At 32.1% G+C, this 17,154-nt stretch carries 20 protein-coding genes and 3 tRNA genes; 5 read left to right on the top strand and 18 right to left on the bottom strand.

Annotated features, from left to right (window positions below; all coding sequences use genetic code 11):
- Positions 1–37 precede the first annotated feature (37 nt).
- From AA088_RS08590 to AA088_RS08580, 3 genes are all read left to right on the top strand, one after another.
- Positions 38–110, top strand: a tRNA-Lys gene (locus tag AA088_RS08590).
- 23 nt (positions 111–133) lie between these two features.
- A tRNA-Lys gene (locus tag AA088_RS08585) sits at positions 134–206 on the top strand.
- 49 nt (positions 207–255) lie between these two features.
- A tRNA-Leu gene (locus tag AA088_RS08580) sits at positions 256–339 on the top strand.
- Positions 340–407: 68 nt separating this feature from the next.
- On the opposite strand, the gene AA088_RS08575 is transcribed toward AA088_RS08580, so the two are convergent.
- Positions 408–923 carry a CARDB domain-containing protein gene (locus AA088_RS08575; protein WP_046744532.1) on the bottom strand — a complete coding sequence of 172 codons (516 nt, stop codon included), beginning with the start codon at positions 921–923 and terminating at the stop codon, positions 408–410.
- A 1,034-nt stretch (positions 924–1,957) separates the two neighbouring features.
- On the opposite strand from AA088_RS08575, the gene AA088_RS08565 reads away from it, so the two are divergent.
- Entirely contained in the window at positions 1,958–2,140 is a 183-nt protein-coding gene (locus AA088_RS08565) for a hypothetical protein (protein WP_046744530.1), read from the top strand.
- Between the two features lie 141 nt (positions 2,141–2,281).
- Here the strand turns inward: AA088_RS08565 and gwsS are convergent, their stop codons facing one another.
- From gwsS to AA088_RS18280, 6 genes are all read right to left on the bottom strand, one after another.
- On the bottom strand, positions 2,282–3,292 hold the full coding sequence (gene gwsS / locus AA088_RS08560; RefSeq protein WP_046744529.1) for a grasp-with-spasm system SPASM domain peptide maturase: 1,011 nt from the start codon (positions 3,290–3,292) through the stop codon (positions 2,282–2,284).
- On the bottom strand, positions 3,285–3,518 hold the full coding sequence (locus tag AA088_RS08555) for a hypothetical protein (protein ID WP_046744528.1): 234 nt from the start codon (positions 3,516–3,518) through the stop codon (positions 3,285–3,287). The genes gwsS and AA088_RS08555 overlap by 8 nt, the downstream gene beginning before the upstream one ends.
- A complete protein-coding gene (gene gwsG, locus AA088_RS17625; RefSeq protein WP_052752830.1) occupies positions 3,511–4,512 on the bottom strand; it encodes a grasp-with-spasm system ATP-grasp peptide maturase in 1,002 nt (333 codons plus the stop codon). The genes AA088_RS08555 and gwsG overlap by 8 nt, the downstream gene beginning before the upstream one ends.
- A gap of 68 nt (positions 4,513–4,580) precedes the next feature.
- Entirely contained in the window at positions 4,581–4,790 is a 210-nt protein-coding gene (locus AA088_RS08545) for a hypothetical protein (RefSeq protein ID WP_046744527.1), read from the bottom strand.
- Between the two features lie 57 nt (positions 4,791–4,847).
- Positions 4,848–5,372 (bottom strand): DUF6624 domain-containing protein, encoded by a 525-nt coding sequence (locus AA088_RS17620; RefSeq protein ID WP_162199678.1) that lies wholly within the window; start codon positions 5,370–5,372, stop codon positions 4,848–4,850.
- Positions 5,373–5,805: 433 nt separating this feature from the next.
- Positions 5,806–5,994 carry a hypothetical protein gene (locus tag AA088_RS18280; RefSeq protein WP_157547116.1) on the bottom strand — a complete coding sequence of 63 codons (189 nt, stop codon included), beginning with the start codon at positions 5,992–5,994 and terminating at the stop codon, positions 5,806–5,808.
- Between the two features lie 376 nt (positions 5,995–6,370).
- Between AA088_RS18280 and AA088_RS08535 the strand changes: the two genes are divergently transcribed.
- On the top strand, positions 6,371–7,660 hold the full coding sequence (locus AA088_RS08535; protein WP_046744526.1) for a tetratricopeptide repeat protein: 1,290 nt from the start codon (positions 6,371–6,373) through the stop codon (positions 7,658–7,660).
- Between the two features lie 121 nt (positions 7,661–7,781).
- On the opposite strand, the gene AA088_RS08530 is transcribed toward AA088_RS08535, so the two are convergent.
- The 11 genes from AA088_RS08530 to AA088_RS08480 all read right to left on the bottom strand — a co-directional run bounded on the left by AA088_RS08530 (position 7,782) and on the right by AA088_RS08480 (position 16,855).
- Positions 7,782–7,994 carry a helix-turn-helix domain-containing protein gene (locus tag AA088_RS08530; protein WP_046744525.1) on the bottom strand — a complete coding sequence of 71 codons (213 nt, stop codon included), beginning with the start codon at positions 7,992–7,994 and terminating at the stop codon, positions 7,782–7,784.
- Between the two features lie 2 nt (positions 7,995–7,996).
- Positions 7,997–8,518 carry a DUF2975 domain-containing protein gene (locus tag AA088_RS08525; RefSeq protein ID WP_046744524.1) on the bottom strand — a complete coding sequence of 174 codons (522 nt, stop codon included), beginning with the start codon at positions 8,516–8,518 and terminating at the stop codon, positions 7,997–7,999.
- Between the two features lie 187 nt (positions 8,519–8,705).
- Positions 8,706–9,077, bottom strand: a complete 372-nt coding sequence (locus AA088_RS08520) for a hypothetical protein (protein WP_157547115.1) — start codon at positions 9,075–9,077, stop codon at positions 8,706–8,708.
- Between the two features lie 124 nt (positions 9,078–9,201).
- Complete coding sequence (gene rimK / locus AA088_RS08515) at positions 9,202–10,578, bottom strand: 30S ribosomal protein S6--L-glutamate ligase (protein WP_157547114.1); 1,377 nt, start codon at positions 10,576–10,578, stop codon at positions 9,202–9,204.
- Between the two features lie 84 nt (positions 10,579–10,662).
- A complete protein-coding gene (locus tag AA088_RS08510; protein ID WP_046744521.1) occupies positions 10,663–12,186 on the bottom strand; it encodes a carbon-nitrogen hydrolase family protein in 1,524 nt (507 codons plus the stop codon).
- Positions 12,187–12,228: 42 nt separating this feature from the next.
- On the bottom strand, positions 12,229–12,645 hold the full coding sequence (locus tag AA088_RS08505) for a VOC family protein (protein ID WP_046744520.1): 417 nt from the start codon (positions 12,643–12,645) through the stop codon (positions 12,229–12,231).
- Positions 12,611–13,069: an NUDIX hydrolase gene (locus AA088_RS08500; RefSeq protein ID WP_162199677.1), complete on the bottom strand. Its 459-nt coding sequence runs from the start codon at positions 13,067–13,069 to the stop codon at positions 12,611–12,613. Before AA088_RS08500 ends, AA088_RS08505 begins: the two co-directional genes overlap by 35 nt.
- A gap of 15 nt (positions 13,070–13,084) precedes the next feature.
- Positions 13,085–13,399 (bottom strand): hypothetical protein, encoded by a 315-nt coding sequence (locus AA088_RS08495; RefSeq protein WP_046744518.1) that lies wholly within the window; start codon positions 13,397–13,399, stop codon positions 13,085–13,087.
- A gap of 32 nt (positions 13,400–13,431) precedes the next feature.
- Positions 13,432–14,406, bottom strand: a complete 975-nt coding sequence (locus AA088_RS08490) for a deoxyhypusine synthase family protein (RefSeq protein WP_046744517.1) — start codon at positions 14,404–14,406, stop codon at positions 13,432–13,434.
- Positions 14,396–15,340, bottom strand: a complete 945-nt coding sequence (gene speB / locus AA088_RS08485; RefSeq protein ID WP_046744516.1) for an agmatinase — start codon at positions 15,338–15,340, stop codon at positions 14,396–14,398. Before speB ends, AA088_RS08490 begins: the two co-directional genes overlap by 11 nt.
- Positions 15,341–15,394: 54 nt before the next feature.
- Positions 15,395–16,855, bottom strand: coding sequence for an arginine decarboxylase (locus AA088_RS08480; protein ID WP_046744515.1), 1,461 nt, complete (start codon positions 16,853–16,855; stop codon positions 15,395–15,397).
- Positions 16,856–17,154 lie beyond the last annotated feature (299 nt).

Genomic DNA, 17,154 nt, shown 5'->3' with positions numbered 1-17,154 from the left:
CGCATTCAAGGAACTAATAATCGTTTCTTATTTGAATGACCTGGTAGCTCAGTTGGTAGAGCATCTCCCTTTTAAGGAGAGGGTCCTGGGTTCGAGCCCCAGCCAGGTCACTAAACAGACAAAAAGGTCTTTTGACCTGGTAGCTCAGTTGGTAGAGCATCTCCCTTTTAAGGAGAGGGTCCTGGGTTCGAGCCCCAGCCAGGTCACTAAAGAGTTAAGCATTTGCTTAACTTTTTTTATTTTTACAAAAAATATACCGAAGTGCTGGAATTGGTAGACAGGCATGGTTGAGGGCCATGTGTTCATTAGAGCGTGTGGGTTCGAGTCCCATCTTCGGTACTAAAAAACTTCTTCTAAAAGTAAAATCCCAACAGAGATGTTGGGATTTTTTTGTTTGGTTCAAAACTTTAATTGATGATTACCCTGTCTCCTGATGCGGTGTTATTTGATTCATTGGTTTCATCTACAAGATTTGTGTAATCGATGATGGCTCCCCAATAATACCATCCACCTTCTATATTTTCAGGAATTAATACATCGCTCCAAAAACGCCACGTTTCTCTGGGATTAAGACTATTCCCAGAAAAGGATCCTATGCGTATATCATCTGTTGTGATGACTGTATCTGTAGACAAATACCAAGCAACAAGATAGCCAGTACTAGTCGGTGTTCGGCCAGGAGAAGCGTCAGTCCCTAAATTTGTTAGATAGGTGTCGAGACGTAATTGAGTTCCTGGACGAACATGTCTTCCGCCTCCAACATGCTCTACTTCACCAAGAGCAATCGTAAAATCGTAATCAGTCCCTTCATTTATTTTAGGATTGATTAAATCTTCAGTTACAACATCATCTGTTGTTGTGTTACAAGCAGTTTGTGATATAATCAATATCCCAAAACATAGTAAAAATTTAATTTTTTTCATGATTCTTGCTTTAAGTTAAATTGGTTCTATTCTGTAATATAGGAAAAATAATTGTAGGAATATGCTAGCAATTTTTGGCTTGACAAATTTTAAAATCGGATTTCTGCAATAAAAAACGGTATCTGACAAAAAGGAATGGAAAGTAATGTTCAGTAGTGCTGTAATAGTGGTAAGTATAAGTCAAAATATAAGAGATATCCATTATATTGAAAGAAAAAAAATTACTTATACCCAAGTCTTCTAGGTTTCCATTAGATGAAGAGATTAGTCATGCAATTGGTTTTTATGAAAACAATGGAGGCACATGTTGAAACTAACAAACCAATCAATAGACTTCAAATCCTCTACCAAAAAGTTCGATTTTAGAAACCTTTGGGGTACGAAGATTTTTTTTTAAAAATAGAATCCTAGCAATACTGTTAGGATTTTTTATTTTTATAGATTTGGCATTAGTTATATATTCTATATTTGATTTATGATTAAAAAAATTTTCCTTGGTTTAGGATCATTTATTATAGCTCTAATTATAGTTGCTTTGATTCCGATATCTTCAATACTTAAAAATGAAACTGCTAGCGATGCTACAATAGTTGTAAGTTCAATATTACTAGCTTTGGCAATTTATAAATTGCTAAAATCTACAATTATTAAATAATTATTTCTTTCAGCGTTTATATTTATTGTTATTTTAATCTGGAAAGATTATCACAACTATTTTCTTCTCAAAGCTTTTTAATTTCTAATTGTGTTTTTAAATTATTACGACGATTAGGATTGCGTTTTGTTACGAGTTTAGATTTTTAGTATTCCCAATGATTTTGTTTTATCTCTGCCAAAAGTCTAAAGAAAACGCCTTTTGGGCTAAAATAAATGTAGCTAACTCTAAAAGTAATTCAGTCATAATCGAATAATTAAACTCTACACTTTCAGCTAGCACACTTTAAGTGATACTTTATAAACCGTCAGTTGCTTTGTTTGGTTTCCTTATTTTGCTGTTGTTACTTAGTATTATTAAGTAATTAAAATTTTATATCATGAAAAAAAAGAAGCTTAACACATTAAAGTTAAACAAGAAGTCTATTTCAAATTTTCAAGTCAAAGGAGGATTGCCTCCTACTTCGTATAATTGTGTTCCAATTGATCCATATAGTGCAGACTGTGAACCTATAAAATGGCTTACTGAAGATGGCAGACATATTTGTCGTACTTGGAATTAATTCATTTATCATAAAAGCGATCTTAGGATCGCTTTTATCAATTAGATACCACTTAATATATGTCTAATTTCTCGAAGTTTATCGTTATTTAGAAAATGTTAATGATGGTACATTTATTCTAACGTAGAGATTAAAAAAAGGTTACGCCCATTCAGCTTCATAAGGGTTATAAGCACATTTTTCTTCTAATTCCCATAGCCCATTTTCCTTTTTAAGAGGTTTTTTATCACTTGTACACATATATCTATATTCACAATCTTTACAAACAAGAATGATGTCTTTTTTAACATTCCAATATTTTTGAAATTCGGCTTCTTTCAAAATGCTTTCTAGAGCATCCTGGTTTGCATTTCCAAAAACTTCCTCACAATTAGGAGCGTTTTTAATTTCTGCTTCTTGATTTATATAAATTTTCCTGTTGAAAAAAGTATTATGATGTTGAGATTCCATAAACATGTCTTTATTTACAAGAAAGTTACTCATGTTTGATACATGTGGACTATTTGCGACTAAAGTTTCTGTATGATAGAACAATGGTGTTTTGATTTCATCTAAAATCTCAACTTTTCTTTCATGTGCATCATATACATGAATACTATAAATACGATTGTTTTGTATGGTCAGTTTGTTGAAGTACTCTACATTTTTAGTAGAGTCAAAAGGAATAAAAAGTTCAAAAGAACGGCAGCGAGATTTTGCAAAAATTTGCATGGTCTTTTCAAAATACAAGGAGTAATTTTTAACCTCTAAAAAACGAAAACTAATAGCTCCACAGCCCAATGCTTCTACTTCGTTGTATATTTTTTCTAGTAAAGAAAATGTTTTTTCTGAAACATCTATGATAAGTGTAGATATTTGAAACGGAGAATACCATGTTAAATCCATTTTTGGAAAACTTTCAGTGCCAAAATCACTAAAAAAGATAAACTCGTGCTGTAAGAGATACTCAAAATATTCTACAATTACTTCTTTGTTTTCTTCTCCATAATCGTCTACAATATGCTGGATTGTTTTCCCATTGTATTCAATCAAAATATCATGCAATACATTAGGAATATATTCATATGATTTTCTTTGCAAATCGTATATTATACTTTGCGCTGCTCCTTTGACAATCATACATGATGCAAAAACATAAAATTTCTTATTCATCTGGATTATTTTCATAGTATTCATTGTTAAAAGGCATATGAATCATTTTGTAAAATGGTTTACTAACAACAAAGTTTGATTTATAAAAGGTAGAAGTGTCGTATCTAAAAATTGAAATTTGTTTGTTAATATCTTTTGTCTTTTTTAAGTAAAAAGGCAATGATACTCCAAGATGTTTTTCAGCAATTTCTGCTAACTCTGGTATTGTTTTCTGTTTTTTAGTCATGATGAATTAGTTTTTCAGCAATTATCTTTTCCAAACAATAGTTACAATTATCGGAAACCATTCCAAGTTGTCCCACCGGATTTACTTCTAAAAAGTAAAATTTTTGAGTTCCTTTTTCAACTAATATATCTATTGATCCTGTTGTTAACCCTAAAACTTTCATCATTTTTCTTAGTTTGTCCTCTTCTGATTTTGGTAATTGAAACGGTACATATCTATTGGGTTTTCTTGAATTGTAATTTCTAAAATCAACACTAGTAGAGTCATCATTTTGAGAAAAAATTGCCATTGAATAGTACTCTTCTTCAATAAAAAAAGTTCGCAACTCAAAAGCTTTCTCTATTTTTTTTTGAAATAGAGTTGGAAAAAAAGTAGCTGGCAACTCTTCTATTTCTTTTTCAGAAATTACTTTGGTGAGTAAATCCAATTTTTCTTCTCGCAACGACAACAAATCAGCATCTATGATGCTTTTTGTGATTAAGTTACCTTCTTTCTTATAAAAAGCTGTCACCTCTTTTTTAGAAGTTGTTATAATGAGTTTAGGTACTAAAATCCCTTGACTTTTAGCAAGTTGCAAGGTTTCTAATTTATTAAGTCCTCCTCTTGCTAAACCGTAATCTGGAATCCATTTTTTATCTCTGAATAAATTAAATACACCTCTGGGCAAGCCATTTACCTCATTCATAAGATAAGCATTGTATGCACCTAGAAAATAACGTTCTTCTTCGTCCAAATTATTTCGATCAAATTGCTTTCTAATAGAATTTACTGAACGATTGATCCATCTACGATACCAAATCACATTTACATGGTCACTCTTAACTTTTAACTCTTTTGTTTCTATATATGCTTCATCATAATTTATGTTGAATTCTTTATCGTAATAGAAATCATCTCCATTAATACGTTGAAAATTAGCGTTGTTCAGCTGTAACCAGTCTATAACATCATTGGTAGGTTCATCAATAGAATCATGTGATACAATCAATATCATATGTTGTTTTTATTAAATAAGTAAGGCTGCTGAATTAGCAGCCTTACTCGTATTATATATTATAGTGATTAAGATACTGGAGTATCTGAAGCTGGTTCAGCAGGAGTTGTTGTGTCTCCTGGATCTGTATCACTACAGTCATGTAAGTTTCCTCCTGAAGACTTACATCCTGTTAATGTGTACCCTCCAGCTCTACCACCGTAGATCATCTCGCTAAAGTTTAACTTTTTCATTTTAGCATTCTTCGAAAATTCGCTGATTGATTTTAATTTTTTCATGTTCTTAAAATTTTGTGGTTATGTTTGCTTTTATTTTAAGACATGCAAACTTTCTGTCTACGACTTTGAATTCATTGTCTGTATTTTCCTAATTTCCTCTATATATTCTTCAATAGTATTAAGTCCCATAGCTTTTCGTCTCTTATTTACCGTAGAAGGGTTTATAAGTTCTTTGATATACGGATTGTAGTTTTCGTCATACCCTACTTGAGTTCCGTATAATTGCTTTTTTCCATTGTTGATTTGAACTCTATCATATAAATATGCATAATCAACTTTAGCAACATTATTGTTTTTTAGCTCACTTTTCATTGCTTTCAAAACTGATTTTTGAAAATCAATATCGTGATCGCAGTGTTGAACTAATAACCAAAAAGTATGTGATATTTTTTTTCCATTGTGATTAATTGTCGGATAGCCATACTCTTCAAAATAATTTTTCAGTGTACTACAGTTTGTCTTGAAAATGGCATACTTTTTCCTCTCTAACTCTGACTTATCAACTTTTTCGTTGCTTGTATTAATAATCAGATTTTGAATGTCCTGATCTTTTTTATACATGACCTTTAAGTCAGTTTTCATTTTTTCTGAATATGGAATATTTTTAGTTTTACAAGCAGTAATCATCATAAGAATTAAACAAATCATACAAGTAAATCTCATAAAATAAACTATTTTGATTCTACCAAAAAGTTGCCATTAATACTACTTTTAAACAAATAATCCAATCAAAGCTATTAAATAATATACCTTTTTTCCTATATAAAAACATTACTATTAGTACGTTATAACTATATTTTTCCTACTTTAAATAGTGATTATTCAATAAAACAACTAAATATTTACTTTATATGTAAGATTTTTGAAAGGAATTATCTTTACTCTTTTTAGTTGATACTTTAGAGAACAACAATTCTTAATGAATCAGATTCTTCTAGAATAAAAAAAATCCAGAGAAACCTCTGGATTTGTACACTTTACAGATATCTATTATCTTCTTATTATGTAGCCTTTTTTATTTGGTTGGACAAGTCCATGTTAAACAATGTTGATTGTTAGTACACACACATGATGTTGTTTGACAAGAACCAACTTGTGTAACACAATCTACTCCACTTCCTGCAATTAATCCGCCATTTATTGATTCTAAGTTAGAAATAAAGCTCTTGTTAAGTGACAGATTTTTTAAATTTCTTTTTTTCATTTTTACGAATTTTAAGATTAATAATTGTCAATGATATAAGTTTAAAATTCGCCTTCATAATGATTAATATCGAAATTTATAAATCACGACACATAAGCTTGTAAATGCCAGTAATATTATGGTTTTACGCCAAACAAAATCAAGAATTGAATTTCTATTTATTGCGGGCAAATGATTTCTTTACCAATTAACTCTCCTTGCTCATCTGGTTGGTAACGGAAACATTTTCCTGAAGCTGTTTTCTAAAAATAAAAGCGAACTTCGGTTCGCTTTAGCATATACTAAGCTAATATCATATCTACATTTTTTCGGATTCTAATTATTATTTCGGTACACATTTTGTGCGTTTTTTTTAAACCGATTTAAAACTCACATTATGAAAAACATTACCAAACTAATGATTACCACGTTCTGTGTATTATTTAGTAACTACGTACTTACACAAAATTCTTGTAACGAAACACTATCTCTTTTTTCCGAGAATGTAAAAACACAGCGATATGAAGAAGCAAAACCTCAATTAGCCTTTTTACGGAAAAATTGTGCCGCACTCAATTATGCTGTGTATGCTTATGGTGAAATTTTGTTGAATCATGAAATAACCATTTCCTCAAGTAAAAAAGCAATAGCAACTTCTTTAATTGAATTATATAAAGAGCGAATTTTACATTTTCCAAAAAAAACACCTAAAGGGAAATTCCTTCCTAAAATAGCTTCATTAATGATTATGCATGATATTGGCACCACTAAAGAACAATATCTTCTTTTTAACGAAGCATTACAAACTGACGAAATACATTTTAAAAACCCCAAAGGATTGTATCAATATTTTGAATTATTATACAAATTGCACCAATCTGGGGAACTTAATATTTCAGTAGAGAAACTAATGGAAAAGTATGAAACTATACGAGAAAAGCTCTTGATTCTTCAAAAAAAATCTGCCAAAAATAAAGCAGCTATTAACACTTTTCTAAGCAATATGGATATTCTTATTGAAAAAGTAGCTACCTGTAAAACATTAATTCCTATATACGAAAAGAAATTTAACACTATGAAGAATGATGTTGAATGGATACGAAAAGTTGCAAATATTTTAGATCAAAAAAGCTGTGAAGATGAGTTATTTTTTTTCAAATTAATCACTGAGATTGATGAATTAGAGCCTACTGCTCAAACAAAATTATATCTTTATAAGGTGCACCAACAGCAAAATAATACTTTACAAGCCAACAAATACTTGAAAGAATATGTAGTTCTAGAAACTGACAATCTAAAAATAACGGAAGTCTTACATAGCGCAGGAAACGAAGCTGTTGCAAAAGGACAAAAATCCAAAGCTCGTTCATATTATGAGCAGGCACTAAATGCGTCTCCTACTGCAGGAGCTGTATATTTGAGTCTAGCCAGATTATACGCTTCGAGCGCTAATGAATGTGGTTCGGATGAATTTACCAAAAGAGCAATTTATTGGAAAGCCGCAGAAAGTGCAAGAAAAGCGATGAATATTGATTTTAATGTAAAAAAAGAGGCAAATCGATTATTGGAAACGTATACACAATCGGCACCTAGTAAAATTGATATTTTTAATAAAGGATATAAAGGAGGTGAAAAGATCACGTTTGATTGTTGGTTTGGCGGTTTTGTTACGGTTCCAAAACTATGATATTGTTTAACAGAATACATAGTTTGAACTACATAAATAGTCCAAATAAAAGCTGAAAAGCATATAAGCAACCAACAATACTTGCTATCCAAAATTGATATTACTCATTATACCATTTTTTTTAGAGTGCAGATTGGTTATATTCTAAAATATCCCCTGGTTGACAGTCAAGCGCATTACAAATAGCGGCTAAGGTCGAAAATCGAATGGCTTTAGCTTTGCCGTTTTTTAAGATTGACAAATTCGATAAGGTTACGCCAACTGCTTCTGAAAGCTCATTAAGTGACATTTTTCGTTTTGCCATCATGACGTCTAAATTTACAATAATTGCCATGTCTAGATTGTTAATTCATTTTCATGTTGCATCCTAACCCCTTTTTTGAATATAAAGGCTAATACAAATATCACGCCTGCTAAAAATATATATTCTCCTGAAAAAAAAGACGCTTTAATACCTGCATAACGTTCTAAAATGGCAACATGTACGTTGTGAATCATCGCTAGAATCCAAACAACAAAGATAGTGACACTTATCTTTTGCAAAATCGTAGCAACCATTATTGTAAATGGTTTTTCAAGATTGATATTTTTAATCAAGTTTACTACAAACAAAGCAATATATGCTTGCAAAATGTAAAGAATGATATGATAAAATACAATCAATGAATATTGTACAAAACTGTAACGCTCATAGCGTGACAAATCTGTTCCGCGATACAAATCGTTGGCAGCTTCCGGATTGTTGATACTTACACCGTAAGACATAAGAAATGCGCCAGCTTTTATTAATAATGCAACAAATACAAACCATGCTAAAATTCGCATAATCTTTAATAGAAGTTCAGAAGTGTTTTTCATAATACTAATTATTTTTAGCAAATTACGATAAAAATTTATTGAAAATCAATAAATTTTTATTTTTTAACAACATTACTTCTATTTTACTATCGTATTAAACTACTTTTAGGGATATTTTATATTTTTAGAGCGTACTTACCCTGCTATTCTTCTTTGTTGGTACAGCAAAAACATTTAAAACTTACAATTATTCCTCCTTTATTCGCTTTAAATACACCTTTCTGCCTCTTTCTAATGTGAGACTAATGGTTTTTGCATCAATCCAATTAACAGTGTATGTTCCTTCTCCTGATAGTTGCTTTTCCGAACCAAATGTGAGCGATTTAGTTTTCGAATCATAGCTCCAATTCCCTGTTCTATTAGTTGTATCAAGAGTATTTCCTCCTTTTAACACGCCATCTTTCATAAAGTGCATCCAGCGTCCATTTGTTTCGTTTACTTCTCCTTCAGGAGTTTCCATTTTGAAGAGTTCCCATTTTCCTTCAAGTGAATTAATTTCTTGAAAAGATAGAAAACTAAAAATTACGACTGCGAACAGTATTGCTTTGAATTGTTTCATATTCGTTATTTTATTAAATAATTGGTAGCTAATATCACTCTTTTTATCAAAAAAATGGTATAAAATCATAGTTTATGTATAAACACGTTACAATTTTGTATGGTTAGTTATAATAAAAATATATTTACTTACGCTTAAATTTTAGTTTCTTCTCTACTGCTTCAATCATAATATTAGCAATATCCAACCCTGTTGCATTTTCAATACCTTCCAATCCTGGTGATGAATTTACCTCAAGCAATAGTGGCCCTTTGTTAGAACGGATTATGTCTACACCGGCAACTGGCAGTCCTAATATTTTTGCGGCTTTAACCGCAAGTTTACGTTCTTCGGCAGTAATTTTTACTTTAGAAGCTGAACCTCCTTGATGAATATTTGCTCTGAATTCTCCTTTTTCTGCTTGTCGTTGCATTGCTGCAACCACTTTTCCATTTACCACAAAACAACGTATATCCTGTCCATTAGCTTCTTTGATGAACTCTTGTACTAAAATGTTTGTTTTCACACTTTTAAAAGCATTAATAACACTTTCTGCTGCTTTATTCGTTTCTGCTAAAACAACTCCTTTTCCTTGGGTACTTTCAAGTAATTTTATGATTAATGGTGCTCCGTTTACCATTTTTATCAAATCTTTCGTATCTAACGGAGAGTTTGCAAAACCTGTAATCGGAATATGAATATCGTGTTTTGTAAATAATTGAGTTGCTTGTAATTTGTCTCTTGATTGAGTAATCGCTTCCGCAGAGTTTAAGCAGTACGCTCCCATAGAATCAAATTGACGAATCAATGCACACGCATAAAATGTTACTGCAGGTTTAATTCTTGGAATGATTGCGTCAAAAGCATCGACAACATTTCCTCCACGGTAACGAATTTGAGGTTCTTTTGCATCAAACTTCATATACGCCTGCTCTACATTTAAAAACACCATTTCATGACCTCGGGCAATTCCCGCTTCCATAATTCGTTTGTTACTAAACAAGTTTGGATTACTGGCAAGTAAAGCAATTTTGAGTCCTGTTTTTTCTTTAATCAGGTGTTTATATTTGCGTTCTATATCTTCTTCTGTATAGTTAGACTCTAAGAATACATCCGAAGGGTTTACCATAAATCTTCCATTTAGAGCTTCTCTACCAAGCAACATCCTAAATTCCATAGCATCTCGGTTGGCGAGTGTCATTTCAGCTTCAAACGTATCATCTCCAATTGATAGAGGCACTTTTATTACATAACGCTCTTCAGAAATACCACTTGAACTTTTTACAGTACGCTTGTCGTGAATTTTTGCTTTACATTTCACAGCAATACTACGGTTTTCTTGTATTGGATTCACTTCAAAACTTACCCATTCTTCGTTATCTCTGTATTGAAGTTTTATATTATTGGCTTGAATAGACGATGTTTTTGCACCTGAATCTACACGTGCTTTAATTGCTGGAATCTGTAACGAAGGAAATGAACACCATTCTTCGCTACCTACGATTTTTAATGTTGAACTCAATTTTTTAAACTTTTCTGTTGAATTTATTTTTCTATACTTTTAATAAAAGTAATTTATACTAGAATTACAAAATTGCACGGTTTTTTATTTTCGTCGCACCTCGAATATGTCTTTTCTGCGATCTCTTAAGTTGCGAACTGCTCCAAATTGATTTAGTTCTCGTAACAAGTCAATATCTACATCCGCTATAAGAATCATTTCTGTATTTGGCGTCGCTTCTGCTTTGATACCATTGGTTGGAAATGAAAAATCACATGGTGTAAATACGGTAGATTGCGCAAATTGAATATCCATGTTTTGTACTTTTGGTAAGTTTCCAACACTTCCTGCAATAGCTACATAACATTCGTTTTCTATAGCTCTTGCACGTGCACAATTTCGAACGCGTGCATACCCATTTTGCGTATCTGTGAGAAATGGCACAAATAAGATATCCATTCCTTCATCGGCTAACAAGCGACTCAATTCAGGAAATTCTGAATCATAACAAATTAGTATTCCTATTTTTCCACAATCGGTATCAAACGTGCGCAACGAATGTCCTCCTTGCATTCCCCAAACTTTAGCTTCATCAGGAGTAACATGTATTTTTTCATAACGTTCTACACTACCATCACGCTTGCATAAATACCCTACATTATAAAGTTTTCCGTTTCGCATTTCTGGCATACTTCCAGAAATGATGTTTATATTGTAAGAAATCGAGAATTCAGAAAATTTTTCGACAATGGCATCTGTGTGTTTTGCTAGTTCACGAATGGCTTCTGGTGTAGACATATGATTATTTACCGCCATTAATGGAGCATTGAAAAATTCAGGAAAAACAGCAAAGTCTGAACGATATCCAGCTACTGCATCAATAAAAAATTCTGCTTGCTGTAATAGTTCTTCTAAATCTCTGTAGGGACGCATTTGCCATTGAATTAACCCTAAGCGAACTACTTTTTTGAGTGTGGTCGCTTTTTTGGTGGGTTTTTCATAGTAAATATTGTCCCATTCCATCAAAACAGCAAATTCATTAGAGTCCTTATCACCTTTTAAATATCCTTTTAAGATTTTTGCAGGGTGAAAATCATTTGATATTTGAAAGTTTAATACGGGATCGTTTATTTCCTTCTGCTTTACTTTTTCTATGTATTGTTTGGGACTTAATGTGTCTGCATAATTATGATAGTTTGGAATACGACCTCCAAATACAATCCCTTTTAAATTTAGCTTCTCACATAGTTCTTTTCGGTAATCATACAATCGTCTTCCCAAACGCAATCCTCTAAATTCTGGTTTGATGAAAACATCTATTCCGTATAAAATATCTCCTTGATTAGTATGTGCGTCAAACGATTTTTTGATGATATCTCCATATGTGTGAAATTCTTCAAAAGATTCGTAATCTACAATTATTGATAATGCACAACCTGCCAACTGTCCATTAATCTTAATTACAATTTGCCCCTCTGGGAATTTTGAAATCAATGTTGCTATTTGTGAGGCTTCCCAATACGATCCAGGCATAGAGGCATATGCTTGAATCATTGCTGCTTTTAATTCTTGATAGTCATTTAAACTCAAGAATGTAAGTTCGATATTTTCGATGTTTTTTGCGTTCATTCTAAAAAATTACACTTGCTGTAATTAATTGAAAAAAAAGTACTATTCATTCGTAAAAACTTCTCCTGCTTCTTTAAAGCTTTTAAATTCGACAATATATCCATCTGGATCAGTCACAAAAAAAGAAATATGTTCTCCTGCTTTATTTTCTAAAAAAGTAACTTCGGTAGTAACTTCTAGATTCATAGAAAATAATTTTGTGTACAATTTTCCCCAGGTTTCGGCATCGACAATGATTCCAAAATGAAAGGAAGGTAATATTTGACCACTCAAACGATAATTTTTGAAGTCAAAATTGAACGAACCAGCATTGGTAAACGTTAGTTGATTTCCATAAAAATTTATATCAAGCCATGTATCTGTGAAACGTCCTTGACTTGCGCCTAGTGTATCTACATAGAATTTTTTAGTTTTTTCAATGTCATCACATGGCAATGCGAGGTGGAATGCTGCTTTCATCTCGATATAGTTTTCGTTTCTTCTTTAGTTTACTTTTAAAAAATTTCTTTACTGCTTTTTTGTCTTCTTTATCTAAAAAAGCAATAGCATCTTTCCAATGTGTCCAATACACATCTTTGAACTTTTCAGGTTCTAATACTTTGAACACATTAGTATCAATTGTCAAAGCAAAATGATGTTTTAACACCGTCGTTGCATGTAAAATTCTTGCAGAAGAAATGACATGTGACAACTTGTGCTTGTTTACCATCAATCCTATTTCTTCAAGTGTTTCTCGTTTTAGGCTTTCTTCAAAAGATTCTTTCCGTTTTTTTACACCACCAGGAAATGTTAACTTTTTAGTTTCTCCTACTTTTTCGATAACTAAAAGTTGCTCGCCATTTACAGCTAATAGGCGTGTTTTGTGAATAATCTTTACTTTCAATTTTTGAAACGCCATTTAGAAATCATCATCATCTTCTTCTATCGGGTCTTGAATTGCATCTGGATCGTTGTCGTCAAAATCTTCATAATCATCTTCGTCATAATTTTCCATAGTCATTTCAAGTTTCACGCTGACTTTTACCAAATATTTTGTGTCTCCTGAAACTACTTCTACCGCTTCTACAGATTCTCCTTTGGCATTTTTAAATTTTACGATATGATTTTCATCGTAACCAAATGGATATTTTTCCACTAGGAGTGCCAAAATTTCTGGTGTTAACTTTTTAAAGTCAACGATTACACGTTTTAAGTTGTCTGATTTAGCTTTCACTTTTACTGTGTTTTTATGTGTTTTTAGTAAGATTATAGGTTTAATAAATATGCAAAAATTAAGGGTGCTACAATAGTTGCATCACTTTCAATAATAAATTTTGGTGTATCGATGTCTAATTTTCCCCATGTTATTTTTTCATTAGGAACTGCACCAGAGTATGACCCATAACTTGTAGTTGAGTCACTAATTTGACAGAAGTAATTCCAAAAAGGAGTATCTGTACGTTCCATATCTTGGTAAAGCATTGGTACAACACAGATTGGGAAATCACCAGCAATTCCTCCACCAATTTGGAAGAAACCAATTCCGTTTTCAGAATTTTCAGTATACCAGTCTGCTAAAAACGTCATATACTCTATTCCTGATTTCATAGTACTCGCTTTCAATTCTCCTTTCATCACATAGCTTGCAAAAATGTTCCCCATTGTACTATCTTCCCATCCAGGACATACAATTGGTAAGTTTTTTTCTGCAGCAGCGTACATCCAAGAATCTTTTAAGTCAATTTCATAATATTCTTCCAATACGCCCGAGAGCAACATTTTGTACATATATTCGTGTGGCAAATAGCGTTCGCCATTAGCTTCGGCATCTTTCCATATTTTATAGATATGGCTTTGTAATCGTCGGAATGCTTCTTCTTCTGGAATACAGGTATCCGTTACACGATTGAGTCCTTTTTCTAATAAATCCCATTCATCTTGTGGAGTCAAATCACGATAGTTTGGCACTCGTTTGTAATGTGAATGCGCTACTAGATTCATGATATCTTCTTCCAAATTGGCGCCAGTACAAGAAATGATTTGAACTTTGTCTTGACGAATCATTTCGGCAAATATTTTTCCTAATTCTGCCGTGCTCATAGCACCAGCAAGCGATACTAGCATTTTTGACCCTTGTGCTAAGTTCGCCTCATAAGCTTTCGCTGCGTCTACAACAGACGCAGCATTAAAATGTAAATAATATTTTTCTATAAATTGCGTAACCGCACCTTTAGTCTTCATCTTCTTCTTCGTATTTTAAACGATTGATTTTGTTTTCGTTAGCTTTAGAATATAAGTTTTCATTTTCGTCATCTTCATTTTGCTCAAAGAATTTATAGCTTAACATTTTATAGTATAATTTTGCCGCTAAAAAGTCTGATGATTTGTCATTTGAGTTAGGACATAATTCTACTATATCAAATCCGACAACATTTTTTTCTTCAAATACACGTTTTAAAAACTCCAGTGTTTCATACCAAAATAATCCTCCAGGCTCTGGAGTTCCTGTTGATGGCATGATAGATGAATCAAACGCATCCAAATCAAAAGTAATATATACAGTGTCTGTCATTGCTTCAATAGCATTGTCCATCCAATAATCATCATTGACCATATCGTGAGCAAAAAAGACATTATCTTCATTCATTATAGTGCGCTCAATTGCGTCCATGCTTCGAATACCAACTTGTACTAAGTTTGTATTTTGATTTGCTTCATACAGTGCACATGCGTGATTGTACTTTGATCCTTCATATTCTTTACGCAAATCTGCATGAGCATCTAATTGTAAAACTGTTAAGTTGTCAAAACACTCATTAAATGCACGCATTGCTCCAATAGAGATAGAGTGTTCGCCTCCAAATAGCGTTACAAATTTGTTGCGTTTTATATTTGTTTTAGTAACATCATGAACGGCTTTGACCATTGCTTCTGGTGAAGCATCTTCAGTAATAGTATCTGCCAAGTAAATTCCTTGCTTGTAAACTTCGCTATCGGTTTCGATATCGTATAACTCCATATTTTCAGAAGCGTGTAAAAATGCTTCAGGACCTTTATCTGCTCCTTTTCCCCAAGTACTAGTTCCATCATATGTAACAGGAATTAATACAATCTTTGATTTTTCAAAGCTAGCATACGCTTCAGGAATGCCAGCATACGTTTTTGTGGTTTTCATTGTAATTAAATTGTAATACTACTTTTTTTACGTTGTAATAATGTATTGGTTATATTAATTGAATGTTTTTTCAATATTAATTTCTTCATTTGCTTTTTTTAAAGCATTGTTTATTTCATAATCATATCCTAACAAGGATAGTAATTTTTCAGAAGTTTGTTGCTCCGAAAATACTTCTGTCTCAATTTCACCTGCTTCATTACGATTAATCAGTACATGTTTTGGCTGCGGAATTAAACAGTGTTGCAAACCTCCAAATCCACCAATAGTTTCTTGATATGCGCCTGTATTGAAAAAACCTATATATAGTGGTTTTTCTTTGCTAAATCTTGGCAAATAAATAGCATTCATATGTTGTTCACTATTGTAATAATCGTCGCTATCACAAGTTAATCCTCCAAGTAAAACTCGTTCGTATTCTTTTTGCCATCCATTAATTGGCAACATAATAAATCGCTTGTTAATTGCCCACGTATCAGGCATTGTTGTAATGAATGATGAGTTAATCATATTCCACTTTTCACGATCATTTTGCTGTTTTTGATACAAAACTTCATAGATTGCTCCTCCACTTTCACCGACTGTGTAGCTTCCAAATTCAGTAAAGATATTAGGAACAGACACTCCAGCTTCTTCACAGGTTTGTTGGATTTGTAGAATGATTTCTTCAATCATGTATTCATAATCGTACTCGAACGCCAATGAGTTTTTAATTGGAAAACCTCCTCCAATATTCAAACTATCTAACGACGGACATACTTTTTTTAGATTTACATACACTCTCATACATTTTAGCAATTCGTTCCAGTAATAGGCTGTATCACGAATTCCTGTATTGATAAAGAAGTGTAGCATTTTAAGCGTAACTTTTGGATTGTCCTTAATTTCTTTGTTATAAAAAGGAACTATATTCTTGTAACCAATTCCCAAACGTGACGTATAAAATTCAAACTTTGGTTCTTCTTCGGAAGCAATTCGAATTCCTATATTATAGTTTCCTTTAATTTCTTCACTTAAGAGACTGATTTCTTCATAATTATCTATGATTGGAATACAGTTTTTATGTCCCTTATTAATTAAACGTCCTATATTTTTTACATATTGATCACGTTTAAAGCCGTTGCTAATTACAAAAGTATTGTCTGTAATTTTGCCTTGTGCCTTTAAATTTTCAACAATATCAATATCAAAAGCAGAAGACGTTTCAATATGAATATCATTTGTCAATGCTTCATTTAGTACATGATTAAAGTGAGAACTTTTGGTACAATAGCAATAATGGTATTTTCCGGCATATTTGTGTTTTTCAATAGCAGTATTGAACCAATTTTTAGCATTGGTAATGTTTTCCGAAATCTTTGGCAGATACGTAAATTTAAGTGGTGTACCATATTGTGCTATCAACTTGGAAAGGTCAATACCATGAAATTGTAATTTGTTGTTTTCATCGAGCGTAAATTCTTGTTGAGGAAAATCAAAAGTTTGCTCAATGAGATCAATGTACTTGGTTTTCATTTAGAAAATAAAATGTAATGAGTTAGATTAAAAATAAATAAAAAAAAGGTGCTATGTATATAATAGCATTATATAATATAAAAATCTTTCTCAGATACGAAAAGTTTCCACCGTAATTGGTGTAAAAGTGCGTTGAAGTAAGCACTTGAAAGTATGTTCAATTTCAGAAGTCAGCCTGATAATCCGGCGTCTGATACGTGAGACTGTTTTTGGAGTAGACTTCTTTATTCTCCTGAACCCGAATCTGAAAAAAGTTTTCATTTATGTAGGCAATGCGTTCGATTAGTGAACTCATTTAC

The organism is Kordia zhangzhouensis, assembly GCF_001005305.1.
Lineage (GTDB): Bacteria > Bacteroidota > Bacteroidia > Flavobacteriales > Flavobacteriaceae > Kordia > Kordia zhangzhouensis.
This window is presented reverse-complemented; position numbering and strand designations above follow the sequence as displayed.

What these genes read in the sequence shown, in the direction of transcription:
- AA088_RS08575 (WP_046744532.1), bottom strand. Translation starts at nt 923, where the DNA reads ATGAAAAAAATTAAATTTTTACTATGTTTTGGGATATTGATTATATCA.
- AA088_RS08565 (WP_046744530.1), top strand. Translation starts at nt 1,958, where the DNA reads ATGAAAAAAAAGAAGCTTAACACATTAAAGTTAAACAAGAAGTCTATT.
- gwsS (WP_046744529.1), bottom strand. Translation starts at nt 3,292, where the DNA reads ATGAATAAGAAATTTTATGTTTTTGCATCATGTATGATTGTCAAAGGA.
- AA088_RS08555 (WP_046744528.1), bottom strand. Translation starts at nt 3,518, where the DNA reads ATGACTAAAAAACAGAAAACAATACCAGAGTTAGCAGAAATTGCTGAA.
- gwsG (WP_052752830.1), bottom strand. Translation starts at nt 4,512, where the DNA reads ATGATATTGATTGTATCACATGATTCTATTGATGAACCTACCAATGAT.
- AA088_RS08545 (WP_046744527.1), bottom strand. Translation starts at nt 4,790, where the DNA reads ATGAAAAAATTAAAATCAATCAGCGAATTTTCGAAGAATGCTAAAATG.
- AA088_RS17620 (WP_162199678.1), bottom strand. Translation starts at nt 5,372, where the DNA reads ATGAAAACTGACTTAAAGGTCATGTATAAAAAAGATCAGGACATTCAA.
- AA088_RS18280 (WP_157547116.1), bottom strand. Translation starts at nt 5,994, where the DNA reads ATGAAAAAAAGAAATTTAAAAAATCTGTCACTTAACAAGAGCTTTATT.
- AA088_RS08535 (WP_046744526.1), top strand. Translation starts at nt 6,371, where the DNA reads ATGAAAAACATTACCAAACTAATGATTACCACGTTCTGTGTATTATTT.
- AA088_RS08530 (WP_046744525.1), bottom strand. Translation starts at nt 7,994, where the DNA reads ATGGCAATTATTGTAAATTTAGACGTCATGATGGCAAAACGAAAAATG.
- AA088_RS08525 (WP_046744524.1), bottom strand. Translation starts at nt 8,518, where the DNA reads ATGAAAAACACTTCTGAACTTCTATTAAAGATTATGCGAATTTTAGCA.
- AA088_RS08520 (WP_157547115.1), bottom strand. Translation starts at nt 9,077, where the DNA reads ATGAAACAATTCAAAGCAATACTGTTCGCAGTCGTAATTTTTAGTTTT.
- AA088_RS08510 (WP_046744521.1), bottom strand. Translation starts at nt 12,186, where the DNA reads ATGAACGCAAAAAACATCGAAAATATCGAACTTACATTCTTGAGTTTA.
- AA088_RS08505 (WP_046744520.1), bottom strand. Translation starts at nt 12,645, where the DNA reads ATGAAAGCAGCATTCCACCTCGCATTGCCATGTGATGACATTGAAAAA.
- AA088_RS08490 (WP_046744517.1), bottom strand. Translation starts at nt 14,406, where the DNA reads ATGAAGACTAAAGGTGCGGTTACGCAATTTATAGAAAAATATTATTTA.
- speB (WP_046744516.1), bottom strand. Translation starts at nt 15,340, where the DNA reads ATGAAAACCACAAAAACGTATGCTGGCATTCCTGAAGCGTATGCTAGC.
- AA088_RS08480 (WP_046744515.1), bottom strand. Translation starts at nt 16,855, where the DNA reads ATGAAAACCAAGTACATTGATCTCATTGAGCAAACTTTTGATTTTCCT.